General features: G+C 65.5%; 14 protein-coding genes and 1 tRNA gene. 2 read left to right on the forward strand and 13 right to left on the reverse strand.

Annotated features, from left to right (window positions below; genetic code table 11):
- The first annotated feature begins 212 nt into the window (after positions 1-212).
- Positions 213-289, forward strand: a tRNA-Val gene (locus P5W98_RS19950).
- Positions 290-408: 119 nt separating this feature from the next.
- Here the strand turns inward: P5W98_RS19950 and P5W98_RS19955 are convergent.
- The 9 genes from P5W98_RS19955 to P5W98_RS19995 all read right to left on the reverse strand — a co-directional run bounded on the left by P5W98_RS19955 (position 409) and on the right by P5W98_RS19995 (position 10,514).
- Positions 409-1,308 (reverse strand): glutamate/aspartate ABC transporter substrate-binding protein, encoded by a 900-nt coding sequence (locus P5W98_RS19955; RefSeq protein ID WP_421026354.1) that lies wholly within the window; start codon positions 1,306-1,308, stop codon positions 409-411.
- A gap of 87 nt (positions 1,309-1,395) precedes the next feature.
- Positions 1,396-2,643 carry a D-amino acid dehydrogenase gene (locus P5W98_RS19960; RefSeq protein ID WP_434718523.1) on the reverse strand — a complete coding sequence of 416 codons (1,248 nt, stop codon included), beginning with the start codon at positions 2,641-2,643 and terminating at the stop codon, positions 1,396-1,398.
- A gap of 99 nt (positions 2,644-2,742) precedes the next feature.
- Positions 2,743-3,324 carry a BPSL1445 family SYLF domain-containing lipoprotein gene (locus P5W98_RS19965; protein WP_421026353.1) on the reverse strand — a complete coding sequence of 194 codons (582 nt, stop codon included), beginning with the start codon at positions 3,322-3,324 and terminating at the stop codon, positions 2,743-2,745.
- Between the two features lie 130 nt (positions 3,325-3,454).
- Positions 3,455-4,426 carry a DUF2950 domain-containing protein gene (locus P5W98_RS19970; protein ID WP_421026352.1) on the reverse strand — a complete coding sequence of 324 codons (972 nt, stop codon included), beginning with the start codon at positions 4,424-4,426 and terminating at the stop codon, positions 3,455-3,457.
- A gap of 20 nt (positions 4,427-4,446) precedes the next feature.
- A complete protein-coding gene (locus P5W98_RS19975; RefSeq protein WP_421027051.1) occupies positions 4,447-5,832 on the reverse strand; it encodes a DUF3300 domain-containing protein in 1,386 nt (461 codons plus the stop codon).
- Between the two features lie 307 nt (positions 5,833-6,139).
- Positions 6,140-7,498: a TAXI family TRAP transporter solute-binding subunit gene (locus P5W98_RS19980; RefSeq protein ID WP_421026351.1), complete on the reverse strand. Its 1,359-nt coding sequence runs from the start codon at positions 7,496-7,498 to the stop codon at positions 6,140-6,142.
- 175 nt (positions 7,499-7,673) lie between these two features.
- On the reverse strand, positions 7,674-8,576 hold the full coding sequence (locus tag P5W98_RS19985; protein ID WP_421026350.1) for a LysR family transcriptional regulator: 903 nt from the start codon (positions 8,574-8,576) through the stop codon (positions 7,674-7,676).
- Positions 8,577-8,642: 66 nt separating this feature from the next.
- Complete coding sequence (locus tag P5W98_RS19990) at positions 8,643-8,951, reverse strand: helix-turn-helix domain-containing protein (protein ID WP_421026349.1); 309 nt, start codon at positions 8,949-8,951, stop codon at positions 8,643-8,645.
- Positions 8,952-8,960: 9 nt separating this feature from the next.
- Positions 8,961-10,514, reverse strand: a complete 1,554-nt coding sequence (locus tag P5W98_RS19995; protein ID WP_421026348.1) for a PLP-dependent aminotransferase family protein — start codon at positions 10,512-10,514, stop codon at positions 8,961-8,963.
- A gap of 173 nt (positions 10,515-10,687) precedes the next feature.
- Here P5W98_RS19995 and P5W98_RS20000 point away from each other — a divergent pair, with 173 nt between their 5' ends.
- Positions 10,688-13,003 (forward strand): FdhF/YdeP family oxidoreductase, encoded by a 2,316-nt coding sequence (locus P5W98_RS20000; RefSeq protein WP_421026347.1) that lies wholly within the window; start codon positions 10,688-10,690, stop codon positions 13,001-13,003.
- Positions 13,004-13,025: 22 nt separating this feature from the next.
- On the opposite strand, the gene P5W98_RS20005 is transcribed toward P5W98_RS20000, so the two are convergent.
- From P5W98_RS20005 to P5W98_RS20020, 4 genes are read right to left on the reverse strand one after another with little or no spacing between them, the layout of a single operon-like run.
- Positions 13,026-13,391, reverse strand: a complete 366-nt coding sequence (locus tag P5W98_RS20005) for a response regulator (protein ID WP_035530102.1) — start codon at positions 13,389-13,391, stop codon at positions 13,026-13,028.
- 53 nt (positions 13,392-13,444) lie between these two features.
- Positions 13,445-13,981, reverse strand: coding sequence for a hypothetical protein (locus P5W98_RS20010; protein ID WP_421026346.1), 537 nt, complete (start codon positions 13,979-13,981; stop codon positions 13,445-13,447).
- A complete protein-coding gene (locus P5W98_RS20015; RefSeq protein WP_421026345.1) occupies positions 13,978-14,724 on the reverse strand; it encodes a methyl-accepting chemotaxis protein in 747 nt (248 codons plus the stop codon). Before P5W98_RS20015 ends, P5W98_RS20010 begins: the two co-directional genes overlap by 4 nt.
- Positions 14,725-14,735: 11 nt before the next feature.
- Complete coding sequence (locus tag P5W98_RS20020) at positions 14,736-17,096, reverse strand: HAMP domain-containing protein (RefSeq protein ID WP_421026344.1); 2,361 nt, start codon at positions 17,094-17,096, stop codon at positions 14,736-14,738.
- Between the last annotated feature and the right edge of the window lie 10 nt (positions 17,097-17,106).

The raw sequence follows: 17,106 nt of genomic DNA on the forward strand, positions 1-17,106 counted from the left end.
TTGAACATTCCGGTCGGCAGGCGCTCCTGTGCCAGGCGCTCCTGTGCCAGGCATTCCTGCGGCAGGCGCCTGTGGCATTCCCGCTGGCGAGCCCACCTTGGCGCTGTTCAGTGTACGCCGCTCGTCATTACGGTGTCCGCAAGCCGTTTTCAACAATTTGCGAAAAGCGCTTGCAAGCCTGCGGGAGTGTCTCTATAATTCGCGCTCTCAACAGGCTCGTAGCTCAGTTGGTTAGAGCACCACCTTGACATGGTGGGGGTCGTTGGTTCGAATCCAATCGAGCCTACCAACGAATATGCAGTACATGATGTGAAGTAATGCAGCGCCTTCGGTTTGGCCGCATGCAATGACAATGACGCACTCCTTCGCGGGACTGCGTCATTTTCTTTTGTGGTTTTTATTTGCGCATCAATCGAGCGCCTTGTCGTTCGGATGCGCGAACAGATCCTTCATCTGCTGCGAAAGCGGATACTCGAGGTTCATGCCGTTGGGCGGAACCGGCTGCGTGAACCACTTCGCGTAGAGCTTCGCCATGTCTCCCGAGGTCTGCATTTTCGCGACCGTGTCGTCCACCAGCGCCTTGAATTGCGGATCGTCGCGGCGGAACATGCACGCATAGTTCTCCGAAACGGGCGGCGTGCCCACAACCACGTAATCGCCCGGGTTCTTCGCCTTCGCGCGCTCGCCATAGAGCAGCGGCTCGTCCATCACGAACGCCACCGCGCGCCCCGTCGTCACGTTGAGGAACGATTCGGCGTGGTCCTTCGCGCTGATGATCGTCATGTTCATGTGCTTTTCTTCGTTCATCTTGCGCAGCAGGCGCTCGTCAGAGGTGCCCGCCGTGGTCGCTACCGTCTTGCCCGCCAGATCGGGGAAGTCCTTCACGCCCGAATCCTTGCGCGTGATGAAGCGAATGCCGTAAAGAAAAATGCTGTTGGAAAACGCGGCCTGATTCTGGCGCTCGAACGTATTCGTAGTCGAGCCGCATTCGATGTCGATGGTGCCGTTCTGCACGAGCGGGATGCGGTTTTGCGAGGTGATCGGAATCGTCTTCACTCGCAGGTTCGGCATATTGATCTTTTGCTTGATCGCATCGACGATCTTCAGCGCGATTTCCTGCGAATAGCCAATCACGTTCTGGTTCTGGTCATAGTACGAGAACGGAATCGACGACTCACGCGTGCCGAGCGTGATCACGCCGCTGTTGCGCACCTTCTTGAGCGTGCCCGCGAGTTCATCGGCGTGGGCCACGCCCGCGAGCGTCGTGAATGCCAGCGTCATCGATGCGATCAGTTTGATTTTGTTCATCGTGCTCGTCTCCCAACTCGTCAAAGTGAAGATGTGGCCTCGCAGTGAATGCGCGGTTCGTGGTGCTCCGATGTGATCCGTGGTGGCTCAGCGGCCCGGCGCGAATGCGTCGCCGTCGAGCGCCAGTTCGCGCTGCGCGAGCAAGTCGGCCATCAATTGCGCGCTCCCGCACGCGAGCGTGAAGCCCAGCGCGCCATGTCCGGTGTTCATCCATAGATTGCGGAAATGCGTGGCGCCAATCAGCGGCTTGCTGTCAGGCGTGGCGGGACGCATGCCGGTCCACGTCTGGATCGCGCTGTAGTCGCCGGCCTCGGGAAAGGTTTCGCGCGCCTGGTGCGCGAGCAGCGCGATGCGCTCGTGGTCCGCGTGCGCGCTCATGCCCGTGAGATCGACCATTCCCGCGATGCGCAAGCGTTCGCCCAGCGGCGCGTACACCACCTTGTGATGCGCATCCGTGACCGAGACGCGCGGCGCGCCCCGCGCGCTCGCATTGGGCAGCGTGAGGCTGTAACCCTTGAGCGGATACACAGGCACGCTCACGCCGAGCGAGGCCAGCATCGGCTGGCTCTGGAAGCCGAGGCACACCACGAACGCATCCGCTTCGATGTCTCCCGCCGAGGTCACCGCCACCTGCACGCGCAGGCCTTTGGTACGGAGTCCGGAGAATTCGGTCGCGAGACGAAAATCCACCCCGTGGCGCTGGGCAGCGCGCGCAAGACCGCGCGTGAAGCTGTCGCAATCGCCGGCTTCCTCGCCCGGCGTGTGAATGCCGCCCGCAATCTCGCCGCCGATGTGCGCGAGGGCAGGCTCGAGCGCGACGCACGCCGCGCCGTCGAGCGCATGCTGCTCGCAGCCGAGTTGCGCCTGATAGCGGGCCTGGCCGCGCGCCCCCTCGAAGGCGTCGCGGTCGCGATACACCACGAGCTTGCCGTTGCGCACGTAGTCGAACGCGAGCGCCTCGCGCGCGACGATCTCGTGCATGAGCCGCTGGCTCAAAAAGCCGAGACCGAGCAGCTCCGCCGTGGTGGCACGACTGCGCGCGCGCGTGCAGGCTCGCAGGAACGCTAGGCACCAGCGCCATTGGCGCGGGTCCAGGCGCGGCACGAAACGCAGCGCGGCCTCGCGCGAAAGCAGCCATTGCGGCAGCTTCGGCAGCACCGAAGGGTCCGCGAGCGGCGCCACATAGCTGTAGCTCAGTTGGCCGCCATTGGCGTGGCTGGTCTCCCGCGCCACGTCCGTGTGACGCTCCACCAGCGTCACCCGATGTCCGTCACGGGCGAGAAAGTAGGCCGTCGTCACGCCGATCACGCCGCCGCCCAGCACACAGATTCGCATGTCCCGAAGTTCTCGTTCGTTCTCGTTCCGGCAGTTTCTCCAGCCAAAAACAGGAACTCAATGGCGAATTGCGCGAGCGGCGTGACCCGGGTCAGTCGGTTAGATGTTCAGGCGCGTGACCTTGGTGCCTGCGAGCGAGACGTCGGCCATCAGGCCCGCGTTCGTCAAGACGAACACTTCGACCGGGTGCGTAGCCGTGTTGGTGTCGACCACGCCGTTCGCCCCCACCGTGACGAGCGCAACCGAGGCATCGGCGCCCGCCGCCCAGCCGTCCGTGGCGCGGAATTTGGCAAGCGCGTCCTCGGTCATGAAGCAGAAAATGATGGCCTTCGACTGCGCGCCGGCCTGGAAGCCCAGCGATCCGGACACCGTGTTGTAGTAGCCCGTCGTGGCGCCGCCCACGCGCAGCGCGCCCTCGCCGTACTGCGCACCGACGATGAAACCGGCCTGCAGCACCGACGGGAACACGAGCACGCCACGCGACTTCGCAACGAGTTCATGCGATCCTTTCACGGTGGAATAGAGCTTCGTCAAGGTGTTGTCGACGCCCGCGTCGATCGACTGGCGCTTGGACATATTGGTCGCGGCGTTCGAGGTGCCACCCGGCGTGGTGGTACAGCCCGCAAGCGCGAAACCGCCGAGCGCGGCGGCGGTTGAAAGCATGAATGTGCGTCGTTGCATATCGTTTCCCCTACACGAATGAGAGCGTGTCGAGGTCTGCAGCATGCCGCGTGCCTGCTCCGGAGCGGGCACGCGGCAGCTGCTCGTACAACTGGCCCGGCAGCGCGTGCCAGTGCCAGGCAACGCCCGGTCAAGGCGTGGTGGACTGCCAGGACGAATCGGGATCGAAGCTCTTGAGGGCGGCGGCGGTGCGCGCGCCGTTGGGCCCCAGGTCCTTTTGATAAAGCTTGCCGTCCTGATTGACGATAAAGCTCATCACGCCCGTCTTGCCGTATTGCGCCGGCCACGCCACGAGCGCGAAGCCGTTGGCCAGCTGGCCGTTCGCCATGTAGCGGCGCGCCCCGCCCTCCGCATGGGCGCCCTGCGCCGTGAGAATGCGGAAGTGGTAGCCGTGATAGCCCTCCTGCGGCGTGATTTTCGAGTCGCGCGTCATGACTTCGGCCAGCGGGCCGAGCGGGCTTTCTTCCTCGCCCTGCTCGACGGGCCAGTAAAGGCCGTCATGCGTGCCGGGCGTGCTCACGAGGCGCTGCGCATAGTGCTGTGTGAGCTTGCGGTAGTCCTTCTGCGCGTCGACATAAGCGAGCGAGCTGAGCATGGCCGCGCGCTCGTTGCGGCCGATGCGCCGCGTGAGCATTTCGCTCGCGCCCTCGCGCGGGTCGAAGCGCCAGCCGCTGGCGTTCTGCACGATCGGGATGGGCAGCGTCCAGCCGCTGGCGCCCACCGCCAGGTGAGCGCTTGCCTTGCCCGCCACGGGGGTGGCATCGGGCACGATCTGATGGCCCTTCGACCACGCGCCGAGGAAGTCGTAGATGTCTTCCTCGCCGATTTCCTTGGTGGGGATGAACTGCTCGAAATTGTTGCCGAGCACGTGCTTCATCGCGTCCTGATCATTGCTGGCCAGCGCGTTGCTGAATGCCTCCGCCGCCGCGTCGGGCGTGGCGTAGACGGCCTGCGCCGAAGCTACACCGGCGCCGGGCAGGGCCAGCAAAGCGGGCGCGGCGAACAGCGCGAACGCCACCGCCGCGGTGAGCCGGGCGAGCCCGGCAGGCCTTGCGTCGCGCGATGCATGTTGCGACGCAAGACGTGCGTGTTTGCGGATCATCGCAAGACTCCTATAGAGATTCAACGGCGGAAGTGCCCGCCACCACCGCCACCGCCAAGCCGGCCACCGCCGCCTCCGCCGCCAAAGTTGTGTGCGCCACCGCCGCCGCCAAAGTTGTGAGCACCGCCGCCGCCATTGAAGCCGCCGCCACTGCCGCCCCGGTTCTGGTACGACGCCCGGCTTTGCTGGCCGCGCTGCATGTCGGCGCGAGCCGCATTGCCGTCGCCGGCGCCACGCAGGGCGTTGCTGCGATTGGCGTTTTCCGAGCGATTGGCGAGATCGGCGCGATTGGCGTTCTGCGTGGCGCCCGAGAGATTGCCGTGGCTGCCGTTGCGCGTCGCGCCAGAAAGGTTGCCGTTGCCGTTGCGCGTGGCGCCCGAGAGGTTGCCGTGATTGCCGTTGCCATTGGGCCGGCCGCCTTGCTGAATGCCTTGCAGACGCTGGCTCGCACTGCCGCTCATGTTCTGCCCGGTTCGGTTTTGCAGGGTTTGCATGGCCTGCGAACGCGACTGGTCATAACCGCGGAACTGGTTGTTGCGCTGGCCGCCGTTGAAGTTGTTGCGCTGGCCGTTGAAGCTCTGGTTGCGGCGCTCGACGTTGTTGTTGCGGTTCCAGTTGGCCGTGCTGCGATTCGAGTCGATGCGGTTGTTGACGTTGATGTTGTTGTAGCGGTTCACGTTGATGTTGACATCGTGCGAGCCCCAGCCGAAGCCGCCCCACAGCGAGTTCGCCACCGCGATGCCCGCGCCGAACGCCAGCCCCGTCATGAAGCCCGTGGCGATCGCATAGCCCGGGGGCGGCGGCATGTACACGGGCGGATAGGCGGGATACGGCCACGTGCCGTACACCACGGTCGGGTTATACGTGGGCACGTACACCACTTCCGGATTGGCAGGCTCGATCACGATGGTTTGCGTGGTCGACGTGCCCGAGGCCGGCTGCACGATCACCTTCTGCTGCTCGGTGGTCTTGAGGTTGCCCGCTTGTTGCGCCTGCAAGCGCAGGCGCTGTACGGAGTCCATCACGTCGCCCGGCTGCGCAAGGAACGCGCTGCCGATCTGCTCGACCCAGTCAGGCTTGGAATCCATGGTGGCGAGCACCTGCGGGAAGGCCACGAGCGACTGCACGCTCGGGTCCCAGGGCTGCGAGGAGACGGCCTTCACGGCGTCGTCGCCCTTCAGGTTCGGATTGGCTTTGGACCACGCGGCGGCAGCCTGCACGTCTGCCGGAAAGGTGGCAGCCATGAGCACCTGCGCGAGCAGCGCGTCGGGATAAAGCGCGACGGGCGCCGTGAGCGAGTCGAGTTGCTGGTTCGACAAATGTTGCGCCGCGCTTTGTTGCGCGATGGCGGCAGTCGGCCCAGTCGGGCCGACGAAAAACGGTGCGGCCGCGAGCGCGGCGCACATGAGCCAGACAGCGCGCTGGCGTACACCGGACGATTTCACGAATCGTTCCTCCTCGTTGCGGATAACTCTTTCAGGTGCCCGAAATGGAGAACCTGCCTGCGGTGCGGATCAAAATTTTAATCGAGGCACCGCGATCTTGATTTTTGACGCGACGTCTTGCGGCGCAGTGGCAATCAAAAATATAGGGGTATGACTAATTGTGTCAACCACGAGTTCGTCGGCGAACGATTCGTTTCCGGAATTGCATCAATTACATTGAATGACATGAATTCAGGAACAATTACGCAGCCCGGAATTCCTCCTTCATTCAATGTCTTGCACCTTCATCCTGCCGGGCTCCGGGTGCCAGATGCATGCGCACGAAGCCAACGTGCTCGCGCAGAACGTAGAAAGCATCGGCATAGGCGAGCGGCATGCGCAATGTATTGAGCGCGCGCTCGATTTCGTCGAGCTCCGCAATGAGCGCGCGCCGCTCTTCGTCGCTCGAATGCTTGAGCGCATCGCGCTCGATCGCGATGAGCGCGCCGTAGTAGCGGTAAATGCGCGAGCGCACGCGCCAGCGATACAGCGCGGGGATCGCCCGCAGCGCTGGAAACACCAGCACGGCAAGCGGCAGCAGCAGCACGAGCAAACGGTCGGCCACGCTGGCGAGCCAGAACGGCAGCGTGCGATAAAGAAAGCTCTTGCCCGATTTGTAATAGCGCGCGGCGTCTTCGCTAATGCGGAAATCGTGCGCGACGGGGCTCGGAAATTCGCCCGCGCGCTGCAGCAGCCCGGGCACGCCGTTGACCTCGCCCGCGGCTTCGACGATGAGGTCCGAGATGGCCGGATGCAAAGTGTTGCGCGCAACGATCTCCACTGTCGGCCCGATCAGATGAACGGTTTGCGGCGGCATGCGGCGGCGCAGGTCGAGCACGCCGGGCGGCAAGTCGATGCTGTCGAGATACGGAAAGAGCCGCGTATAGGCCGCCGATTCGTCGAAGCTCATCACCGAAATGCCGGGTATGCCGAGCAGGCGCCGCATGAGTTCGCGCGTGGTGGAGTCGCCGCTCAGCATGGCGGCCTCCACACGGTTCGAGACCAGCGCGGTGGCGGCGTCCATGCCGTCGAGCGGCAGGAAGGTGGAGTCGCCGCCCGGCTCCATGCCGTTCGCGGCCAGCAGCTTCAGCGAGAGCTCGCGCGTGCCGCTGCCCACGCGGCCGATGGCGATGCGCTTGCCGTCGAGCTGGGAAAGCTGCGTGAGCCCCGAGCCACGATAAAACACCACGATGGGCAGATACGCGACGCTGCCGAGCGACACGAGCGAGCGCGTGTCGAGCCCATCGGCCACACCGCCCTGCACGAACGCGAGGTCGACCTTCGACTTGGGATCGAGCAGGCGCTGCAGGTTCTGCACCGAGCCGTCCGACTCCACCACCTCGAGCGTGACGCCGTTGCGCGCGAGGATCTTGCGGTACGCCTGCGCCGTCTGCATGAACGAGCTGTCGCGCGGACCCGCGCTGATGGTGATGGTGCGCGGCGGCGAGGGATCGACGAGCCACACGAACACCGCGACCACCGCGGCGCAAAACAACGCGATCGGCAGTGACGTGAGCGCGAGATCGCGCCACGCCGGATGCGACGGGTCGCGCATGAAATGCGGCAAAGGCGGTCGATGTCGTTTCATGGAAACCGGCGGCTATGCGTCGAATTGAGCAAGCTTCATCATGCCATCTCGCGCCGGAGCGCAACGCTGGTATTTGCGAGAATCTGCCGAGGTGCAGATCGACGTGCAGATGAGAACCCATGAAGCGGCGCAGGTCCATTGAAAGCAACGTAAGCGCCACCGCACGCTCATCGCGCTACTGCGCCGTGTGGCGGAAGAACTCGGTGGCGTGGTCGATGAACGCGCGCACTTTCGCGGGCAGCAGCGTGCGCGACGCATAGGCGAGGCGCAGTTCGATCTGCGCGTCGACGACGGGAAAGTCGTCGAGCAGCGTGACGAGCCGCCCCGTCGCCACTTCGCTCTGCACGAGCCCGCGCGGCAGCGTGCCGATGCCGAACCCCTCCAGCACCATCGCGAGATTGAAGTCGGGATTGTTCGAGGCGACTTCGTACTTCATGCGCACGGTCACCTCCTTTTCGCCATCGCGGAACGTCAGCGACGGCTTGCGCAGCGAAGGCGGCATCGGCACGAACGTGTGCGCTTCGAGGTCCGAGGGAAGGCGCGGCGTCGAGTGTGCCGCGAGGTACCCGGGCGTGGCGACGAGCGCGAGCGGAATGCGCTCGAGCAGCTTCGTCACCGTGCCTTCGCTGTTGAGCATGAACGGCAGCACGAGCCCGAGATCGTAGCCGTCCGCGACCAGATCGACGGGGCGCTCGGTCAGCATCACGTCGAGCGTCACGTTGGGATGCGCGCGCTTGAAGCTGGAAATGAGCGGCACGAGCCGGTGCACCATGGCCGAGGTGTGCGCGACGAGGCGCAGCACGCCGTTGGCCTCGCGCGTCTGCTCGGTCGCGCCGGCCTCCAGCGCGTCGAGGTCGTCGAGCACGCGGCAGCAGCCGTCGTAGAAGCGCTCGGCGGCTTCGGTAAGCGAGACTGCGCGCGTGGTGCGATGAAAGAGCCGGCTGCCCAGACGCTTTTCCAGCCGCGCGATCGCGCGTGAGACAGCGGGGGTGGCGATCCCGTGCATGTCCGCGGCGCGCGTGAAGTTGCGCGCCTCCACCACGGAACGAAAGATTCGCAGAGTGTCGATATAGTCCATGGCGTTAGCGCCAATGATGGCGAACAGGATAAAGAAAGATCCGGCGCGGCGGCGTGAAGCCGCGCGTCACGGCGCGGCTGCGCCGAAGACTTGCGCGCAGAACGCGCGGCCGTCTTCGGAAAGGCTCGCGCTGCCGGTGCCGTCCTCGGCGAGCGTCGTCACGGCCAGGCCGCCGTCCACGAGGCCGGTGAGATGGCGGCGCAAACCGCTCATCGGCACGCCGGCCTGCTTCGAAAGCTTCGCGAGCGACCACGCGCGCCCGGGCGTTTCGCATTGCGCGCGCCACAGTTGCTCGAGGATGGCCACCAGCGCCGGATCGATCTCGTCGCCGCTGTCATTATTGCCTTGTTCACGCTCGCCGCTTGCGTCGTTCATCGTGTCTCCTCATGCCATTCGCGCGACCAGCTCGCCGAGCGTCTTCAGTGCCGCCTCGGTCTGCGCGGTCCACGGATAGCTGTAGTTCAGCCGAATGTAATGGTGAAAGTCATTGCGCATCGAGAACATGTAACCCGGCCCGATCGTGATGCCCTGCGCGAGCGCGGCGCGATACAGCCGCATCGAATCCACGCGCGGCGGCAGCTCGACCCACAGCACGTAGCCGCCCTGCGGGTCGGTGGTGCGCGTGCCGGCGGGAAAGAACCGCTCGATCATCGCACGCATGAGCCGCGCCTGCTCGCGATAGAAGCGGCGCAGCCGGCGCAGATGGCGGTCGTAGCCGTCGTGGCGCAGATAGTCGGCGAGCGCGACCTGCGGCACCGAGGGCGTCGTGAGCGTATTGAGGAATTTGAGCTTTTCCACCTGGGCACGATAGCGCCCCGGCAGCGCCCAGCCGATCCGGTAGGATGCCGAAAGGCTTTTTGAAAACGACGCGCAATGCAGCACCAGCCCGCGCGAGTCGAACTGCTTGAGCGACAATGGCCGCGTCGGCCCGAAATACAGCTCCTGATACACGTCGTTCTCGATCACGGGCAGGTCGTGCGCCTCGGCCAGCGCCACGAGCCGCCGCAGGTTCGCCTCGGGCATGCGAAAGCCCAGCGGATTCTGGAAATTCGGCATCACCATGCACGCGGCCACCTTCTTGCGCGCGAGCACGCGCTCGAGCGCATCGAGGTCGATGCCGGTGTCGGGATGCGTGCTCACTTCGATCGCGCGCATGCCAAGGCGCTCGATCGCGTGCAGCATCGCGTAGTACGTGGGCGACTCGACCGCCACCGTGTCGCCCGGCTTCGCCACCGCCTGCAAGCTCAGGTTGATGGCCTCGGTCGCGCCCACCGTGACGACGATTTCGTCGGGATCCACGTCCGCGCCGTTTTCCGCGTAGCGGCGCGCGATCTGGCGGATCAGTTCGGGATTGCCGGGCGGCAGGTCGTCGATCAGGTTCCAGCTCGCGTGGCGCCGCGCGATCGCATTCGCGTACTGGTTGATGCGCCGCCACGGAAACAGCGCCGGGTCCGGATACGGCGAGCCGAGCGGCACCGCGTCCTGCGCGACGATGCTGCGCAGCGTGGCGAGCACGAGGCGGCTCACGTCGACCGGCGCGGGCGCGGCGTTGGGCGCGGGCTCCATCGGCACCTTCTTCGCGCCCGCGCGGCGCAGCTTCGCGCCCGGAGACGATCCCTGAACAGTCTCTCGCGCGGTCCCCTGAGCGGTCCCATGAGCGGCCCCCTCGCCTGCGCGCGCAGGTGACCCATCGCGCGCCACAGGCCGCGCCTTCACGAAGAACCCCGACTGCGGCCGCGATTCGATCACGCCCCGGCTCTCCAGCAACGCATAGGCGTGCACCACGGTCTTGATGCTCACGCCGTGTTGAACACTCGCGCGCCGCACCGAAGGAATGCGCTCGCCCGCGGCGAACACGCCACGGCGCACGCCGGCTTCGATATCGTCGGCGAGCTGTTCATAGCGGGGAACGGCGGCCGGGGCGGGCGTGGCAGTCACGGGCGGCAGTTGGCGCAAAGGTGGGCGATTCGGAGAGTCTATGACAAATCGCCGCAACTGTACCCCTTGCCTTTTCGTTTTTCTGTGATCACCGCGCACACAGGAACACAGTACGCTTCGCACATCGGGCTGTGCACCCGCACCGCCCCGGCCAGATCCGATCCAGACGCACCATGAAAAAGCCGCAAGCCCGCATCGAGCCCTACCACCATCCCGCCGCCGGCTGGGGTGCGCTCAAGCAAGTCGCCATCAACCTCATCAAGGAGAAGGTGACGGGCGGCAACTACCGGACCCTGCTCAAGCAGAACCAGCCCAACGGCTTCGACTGCCCGGGCTGCGCGTGGCCCGACCGCGAGCACGCCTCCACTTTCGAATTCTGCGAGAACGGCGTGAAAGCCGTGGCCGCCGAAGCCACCAGCAAGCGCGCGACGCCGCAACTGTTCGCGGAGCACACCGTGACCGAGCTGATGGCGCAGTCCGACTACGAACTCGAACAGCATGGCCGCCTGACCGATCCGCTCGTCTACGACGCCAATACGGACCGCTATGTGCCGATCGCCTGGGACGATGCATTCCGGTTCGTCGCGAAGCACCTCCACGCGCTCGACGACCCGAACCGCGCCGCCTTCTACACCTCGGGCCGCGCGAGCAACGAAGCCGCGTTCCTCTATCAGCTGTTCGTGCGCATGTACGGCACCAACAACTTCCCCGACTGCTCGAACATGTGCCACGAAGCCACCAGCCGCGGCCTGCCGGGCACGGTGGGCATCGGCAAGGGCACGGTCACGCTCGACGACTTCGAGCACGCCGACACGCTGCTGATCTTCGGCCAGAATCCGGCCACGAATCACCCACGCATGCTGGGCGAGCTGCGCGACTGCGCGAAGCGCGGCGCCACCATCGTCTCGATCAACCCGCTCAAGGAGCGCGGCCTCGAGCGCTTCGCGAGCCCGCAGCACACGCTCGACATGCTCTCGCCATCGGGCGTGCAGATCAGCTCGGTGTTCATCCGCCCACGCTTGGGCGGCGACTTCGCGCTCATCAAGGGCGTGGCCAAGCGCACGCTCGAACTCGACGACGCCGCGTGCGCAACCGGCACGGCGCGCGTGCTCGACGTGGATTTCCTGGCCGAACATACCGTGGGCTTCGAAGCCTTCGCAGCCGACTTGCGGGCCGAGTCGTGGGACGCCATCGTCGCCGAATCGGGCGTGCCGCTCGACGAGGTGTTCAAGCTCGCGGACATCTACGCGAAAGGCCGCGCCACCATCGCGACCTGGGGCATGGGCATCACGCAGCACAAGAACTCGCTCTCGACCGTGCAGCTGCTCTCGAACCTCATGATGATGCGCGGGAACATCGGGCGGCGCGGCGCGGGCCTGTGCCCCGTGCGCGGCCATTCGAACGTGCAGGGCGACCGCACGGTGGGCATCGAGGAAAAACCCACCCAGGCGTTTCTCGACCGCCTCGGCGCGGCCTACGATTTCGAGCCGCCGCGCGAGCACGGCTTCGACGTGGTGGAAACGATCCACGCGATGCTCGAAGGCCGCGTGAAAGTGTTCATCGGCTTGGGCGGCAACTTCTCGATCGCCACGCCCGATACGCCGCGCACGTGGGACGCGATGCGTTCGTGCGCGCTCACGGTGCACGTGACCACCAAGCTCAACCGCAGCCACCTCGTGCACGGCAAGGACGCGCTGATTCTGCCCACGCTCGGCCGCACCGAGATCGACATGCAAAACGGCGTGCCGCAAGGCGTGAGCGTGGAAGATTCGATGAGCATGGTGCACATCTCGTACGGCATGAACCGGCCCGCTTCGCAGAATCTCCTCTCGGAAATCGCCATCGTCGCGCGCATGGCGCACGCCACGCTCGGCAGCGAGAAAGTGGACTGGCTCGGCCTGGCCGCCGATTACTCGAAGATCCGCGACGGCATCGAAAAAGTCCTGGACGGCTTCGAGAACTACAACGAGCGCCTGAAGCAGCCCGGCGGCTTCCATCTGGGCGTGGCCTCGCGCGACCGCGTCTGGATGACCGAAAGCGGCAAGGCGCAGTTCGTGGTGCACGCGATTGCGCTCGACACGCCCATCCATCGCGCCCGCGCCGCGCACGGCCAGCAGTTGATGACGCTGATGACCACGCGCTCGCACGACCAGTACAACACCACGATCTATGGTCTCGACGACCGCTATCGCGGCGTCTACGGACAGCGCCGCGTGCTGTTCGCAAACCGCGAGGACCTGACGATGCTCGGCTTCGCGCCGGGTCAGCGCGTGGACATCACGAGCGTGTGGGACGACGGCGTGCAACGCCGCGTCGAAGACTTCCTGCTCGTGGAGTACGACATTCCGCGCGGCTGCCTGGGCGCGTACTATCCGGAAACGAACCCGCTCGTGCCGCTTGCGTCGGTTGCCGATGGCGCGGGCACGCCGACTTCGAAGTCGATTCCGGTGTTGCTGAGCCCTGCAAAGGCGAGCGCACTCGCGGCGTAATTGCCGCTTGCCTCGCGCGACTTCAGCCCGCCAGCTTGCGGAACGTCTCCAGCACCGCATCGCCCTTGAACGGCTTCACGATCCAGCCGCGCACGCCCGCCGCCTTGCCACGCTCCTTCATGGCCGGGCTGCTTTCGGTCGTCAGCATGACGACATTGACCGCGGCGTTGCCCAGTTCGCCGCGGATCTTCTCGACCATCGTCAGGCCGTCCATGTTCGGCATGTTCACGTCGCTCACCACGAGCTTCACGGCCGGATTCGCGCGCAGCTTGGCGAGGCCGTCCTTGCCGTCCACGGCCGTATCCACGTCGAGGCCGTTCTTGCGCAGGAAGCCCGCGACTTCGTCGCGCACCGTGCCCGAATCGTCCACCACCAGAATCTTCGCCATCTTGTTGTGTTCCTTTGCGCCCGAGCGGCGCGCTATGCATGAGGGTTCTTTCGTCAAAACAGTTCGAGTTCGCCGGCGTTCTCGTGCGCCGCGCTCAACTGGTCCTGGGCGGCCACGAAATCGAGAGGCGAATGGGCGCAGACGCACAGCGTCGCCCCCAACTGCACGGCGCCATCGATCGTAAGCGCATAGGACTTCACGTAATCGGGCTTCAGCTCGCGCAGATGCTGCATGCACTGACTATCGAGCGCGTACGGCGTGGACATGCCGAGGTCCGGGAAATGCTCGAGCAGATGCTGATTCATCGCCCCGCAGCACAGATTGCCGAACTCCATGAACGCGTCCACCAGCGCGCCTTGCGCGCCGCCCAGATAATACGCGCGCGTTGCTTCGTCATCCTTGATATGCAGAAGCAGCAGCAGGCGAAACTGCATCGACGCAATCGTGAGCAGCACCGCATGCTCGCCCCGCGCATGCTCGTCCGGCGCCATGGCGATCTCGCACGCATGCAGGGGATCCGCCACGAGGCGCGTGCGCGCCGCCGCGAAGAAAATCTGCTCGAAGCTTTCCTGTGCCTGCGGGCCGATCATGCGGGCACCTCATCGGGCGCTTCCTGGAGCTCGGCGTGCAACTGTTGCGCAAGCGACTCCACGCTCGCAAGCGAGGCCGCGATCATCTTGCCGCCCGCCTGAATGTCCTGGAACGTCGCGGTCGTGACAAGGTCGTTGCGGTGCAGGCTCTCGCGGTAGTTCCTGGAAAGCTCCTGCGAACGCGTGGCAAGCGCGCGCACCTCGCCCGCGACGATCGAAAAGCCCCGCCCTGCCGCGCCCGCGCGCGCCGCCTCGATGGATGCGTTCAGCGAGACGATCAGCACATGGCTCACGATCGACGAGAGCACCTGATTCTTCTCGTGCATGTCGCGGTTCTGCGCCATCAGCGAGATCATTTGCTCGTGCCAGCGCTCGAAGACCGTCGACATCTGCTTCAGGCGGACGGTCTCCGCGGTGATGCGTTCGATGCGCTGCCGCGCTTCGGCGCTGCGCGCGCGTTCGCTCCCGAGCGCCGACTCCATCGCTTCGCTCACCCACTTGCGTTGCGCGAGGTCCGCACGCAGCGACTCGACCTGCGCGGCCAGCGCCTCATGCTCCTGCGCGGCGCTTTCCCGTGCCGCTCGCACGCGCGCCTCGGCCTGCGCAAGCGCGTCTTCATGCCGGGTGAGCTGCAGTCTTTCGGCGTCGCGCCACTGCGCGCGCGCGCGCCAATGAAGTCCCGCCGCGCACAGCGCCGCCAACGCGAGGCCCGCGGCCCCGCCCATCAGATACGGTAAAAGCACGGTGCCTCCAGTTACGCCGGCAAGGCTTCGTGCGATGCGGCCGGCTCGCCCGCGCACACGACGGCGCATGCTCGCGGCAAATACACCAGCGTTTCGAAATGCCGATAATCGGCGCCTTGCCGGTTGTCGGTGAAGCGCAGCTCGATGTGTCCGCCCTCGCGCTCCAGAAAATTGCGGACCGCATCCATGCCCACGCCGCGCCCCGACACCTCGGTCACGCGATGCGCCGTGGAAAAGCCCGCACGGAAGATGAACGCCGCCACGGTCTCGTCGCTGACTGGCTCGTCGGCGTCGAGCCAGCCGCGCTCCACGGCGACGGCACGAACACGCGCGAGCGCAAGACCCCGGCCATCGTCGGCGAGCACAATGCGCAGCACACCGTCCGCGACGCTCAACGCGACGTCGATGCGCCCCGCCTCGTCCTTGCCCTGCGCGCGGCGCTGCGCCGGCATCTCGATACCGTGATCGAGCGAATTGCGCAGCAAATGCGTGAAGACGTCGCTCACGGTGCCGACCGCATCGTTATGCAGCCTGTAGCCGCCATCGTCGATGCAGACATGCGGCGCAACCTTGCCCAGTTCCTGCGCCAGCGAAGGCAGCGATTCGAGTACGCCGGCGAGCGCTTGCTCCACGCTCTGCGTGCCGATGCGGCCCAGCACGCAGCGCAACGCCGTGCGCATGGCACGCAGCGAATCGAGGTCGTGTTCGTTCGCGCTGTCCAGCAGGCGCAAGCTCGCATCGATCTGCTCGCGCCCGAAGCCGCTCACAGCGCCCTTTCCGCCGCGCGCGCCCACACCGCGCCCGAGGCTCACTTCGTTGAGCGTCGCGTAATGGTCGACGGCCTCGCGCACACGCTGCAGGTCGTCGATGAGCGCCTGCTGGTCCCAGGCGTGACTCGCATCGTCGCGGCGCAGCGCGTCGTAACGCTGCTCCACTTCATGCACGACGCCCGTGAGATGCTGGAGGCTGTACGTGCGCGCGTTGCCCTTCACCGTGTGCATGTTGCGAAACAGCGCGGCCACCGCATCCATGTTGGCGCAATCGTGCTGGCGAATGATGCGCTCGTTCTCGTGGATAAAACCCTTCGAGCTCTCCACGAAGCGATGAAACTTCTCTTCGCTAACCGAAAGAATTTCGCCGATCATCTGCAAGCGGCGCTTCTGCTCGCCGGCTTGCGCCGCCAGTTCGCGCAACTCGGTTACGTCGCGCACGCACAGCATGAGGCGCACGACCACGTCGCGTTCGTCGGTGATCGCGGACCAGCTCAGGTCGAGCACCTTCTTGCGGCCATCGGGCATGGTGCGCGTGATTTCGTTCACGAGCAGATGCTGGTTGAACGCGAAATTCACGTCGTCCTCGCCAAGGCACGCATGCACGGCGGCGTCGATCTGAGCAAGCGTGTCGGCGTCGAGATCCGTGTGCGAGAACACGAGTTCCATGAGCGCGCGCCCCGCGATCTCGCGGGTTTCGAAAATCGCTTCGAGGTAGGCCGAGTACTCGTCGTGCACGCTGGCGCCTTCCACTACCGTAAGAATGCCCTGCTGCATGTTCTGCAACATCGCCTGAATGTCGGCGGTCTTGCGCTCGAGCTGCGCGGCGTTGTGCTGAATCTTCTCGATCATGCCGTTGAACGCGGCGATCGAGCGGCCGATCTCGTCCATGCGTCCCACGGGCACGCGGCGCGTGAAATCCTGGCTCGATGCAATCTCGCTCATCATTTCCTGCATGCGCGAAAGCGGCCGCGTGATCTGCCGATACAACAGCGCGCCAATCAGCGTGAGCAGCAGCACCGCGCCGCCCGTGACACCCGCAATGGCGCTCGTGGTGGTGTCGAGCATGCCGTTGAGCGCCTGGATGGCCGCGTCCTTCTGCCGGTTTTTCTCCACGCGCAGCGTGGTGACGATGCCTTCGAGCTCGTCGCGATACTGCGCGACGTTGGCGAAGAGATATGCCTGCGCGAGCTCGCCCTTGCCCGCGGCCTTCATATTCGCCGTTTCTTCGATGGCGTTGAAGTAGTTCGCGAGGCTTTCGCGCGCCTGCGCGACGAGCCCCTCCTGCGCATGGCTTGCGGCGGCCTGGCGCTGCACGTCGAGCGCGGCGCCCAGCGCGGCCTTCTTTTTCCCGAGTTCGTCCTGCGCCAGTTGGGCAGTGGTCGCGTCGGGCGCGTAGACGAGCGTCATCGTCGCGAGCTGCACGTCTTTCACGAGCGAAACGAGATCGGCGCAAGCCAGCGCGCTGGGTACGACGCCCTGTGTGACCTGATGGACGTCGGTGGCGCTGCGGCGCGTCTGATAGACCGCGTAGCCGCCAATGGCGGACAACGCGACGAACATCAGCACGATGAGTAGCGTGATGCGGTGGCGAATGGTCATGTCGAAATCC

This window comes from Paraburkholderia sp. A1BS-2L (genome assembly GCF_051125205.1).
GTDB lineage: Bacteria > Pseudomonadota > Gammaproteobacteria > Burkholderiales > Burkholderiaceae > Paraburkholderia.

Bases quoted from the DNA above. Each gene is read 5' to 3' on its own strand.
- P5W98_RS19955 (WP_421026354.1), bottom strand. From the start codon at position 1,308: ATGAACAAAATCAAACTGATCGCATCGATGACGCTGGCATTCACGACG.
- P5W98_RS19960 (WP_434718523.1), bottom strand. From the start codon at position 2,643: ATGCGAATCTGTGTGCTGGGCGGCGGCGTGATCGGCGTGACGACGGCC.
- P5W98_RS19965 (WP_421026353.1), bottom strand. From the start codon at position 3,324: ATGCAACGACGCACATTCATGCTTTCAACCGCCGCCGCGCTCGGCGGT.
- P5W98_RS19970 (WP_421026352.1), bottom strand. From the start codon at position 4,426: ATGATCCGCAAACACGCACGTCTTGCGTCGCAACATGCATCGCGCGAC.
- P5W98_RS19975 (WP_421027051.1), bottom strand. From the start codon at position 5,832: ATGTGCGCCGCGCTCGCGGCCGCACCGTTTTTCGTCGGCCCGACTGGG.
- P5W98_RS19980 (WP_421026351.1), bottom strand. From the start codon at position 7,498: ATGAAACGACATCGACCGCCTTTGCCGCATTTCATGCGCGACCCGTCG.
- P5W98_RS19985 (WP_421026350.1), bottom strand. From the start codon at position 8,576: ATGGACTATATCGACACTCTGCGAATCTTTCGTTCCGTGGTGGAGGCG.
- P5W98_RS19990 (WP_421026349.1), bottom strand. From the start codon at position 8,951: ATGAACGACGCAAGCGGCGAGCGTGAACAAGGCAATAATGACAGCGGC.
- P5W98_RS20000 (WP_421026347.1), top strand. From the start codon at position 10,688: ATGAAAAAGCCGCAAGCCCGCATCGAGCCCTACCACCATCCCGCCGCC.
- P5W98_RS20005 (WP_035530102.1), bottom strand. From the start codon at position 13,391: ATGGCGAAGATTCTGGTGGTGGACGATTCGGGCACGGTGCGCGACGAA.
- P5W98_RS20010 (WP_421026346.1), bottom strand. From the start codon at position 13,981: ATGATCGGCCCGCAGGCACAGGAAAGCTTCGAGCAGATTTTCTTCGCG.
- P5W98_RS20020 (WP_421026344.1), bottom strand. From the start codon at position 17,096: ATGACCATTCGCCACCGCATCACGCTACTCATCGTGCTGATGTTCGTC.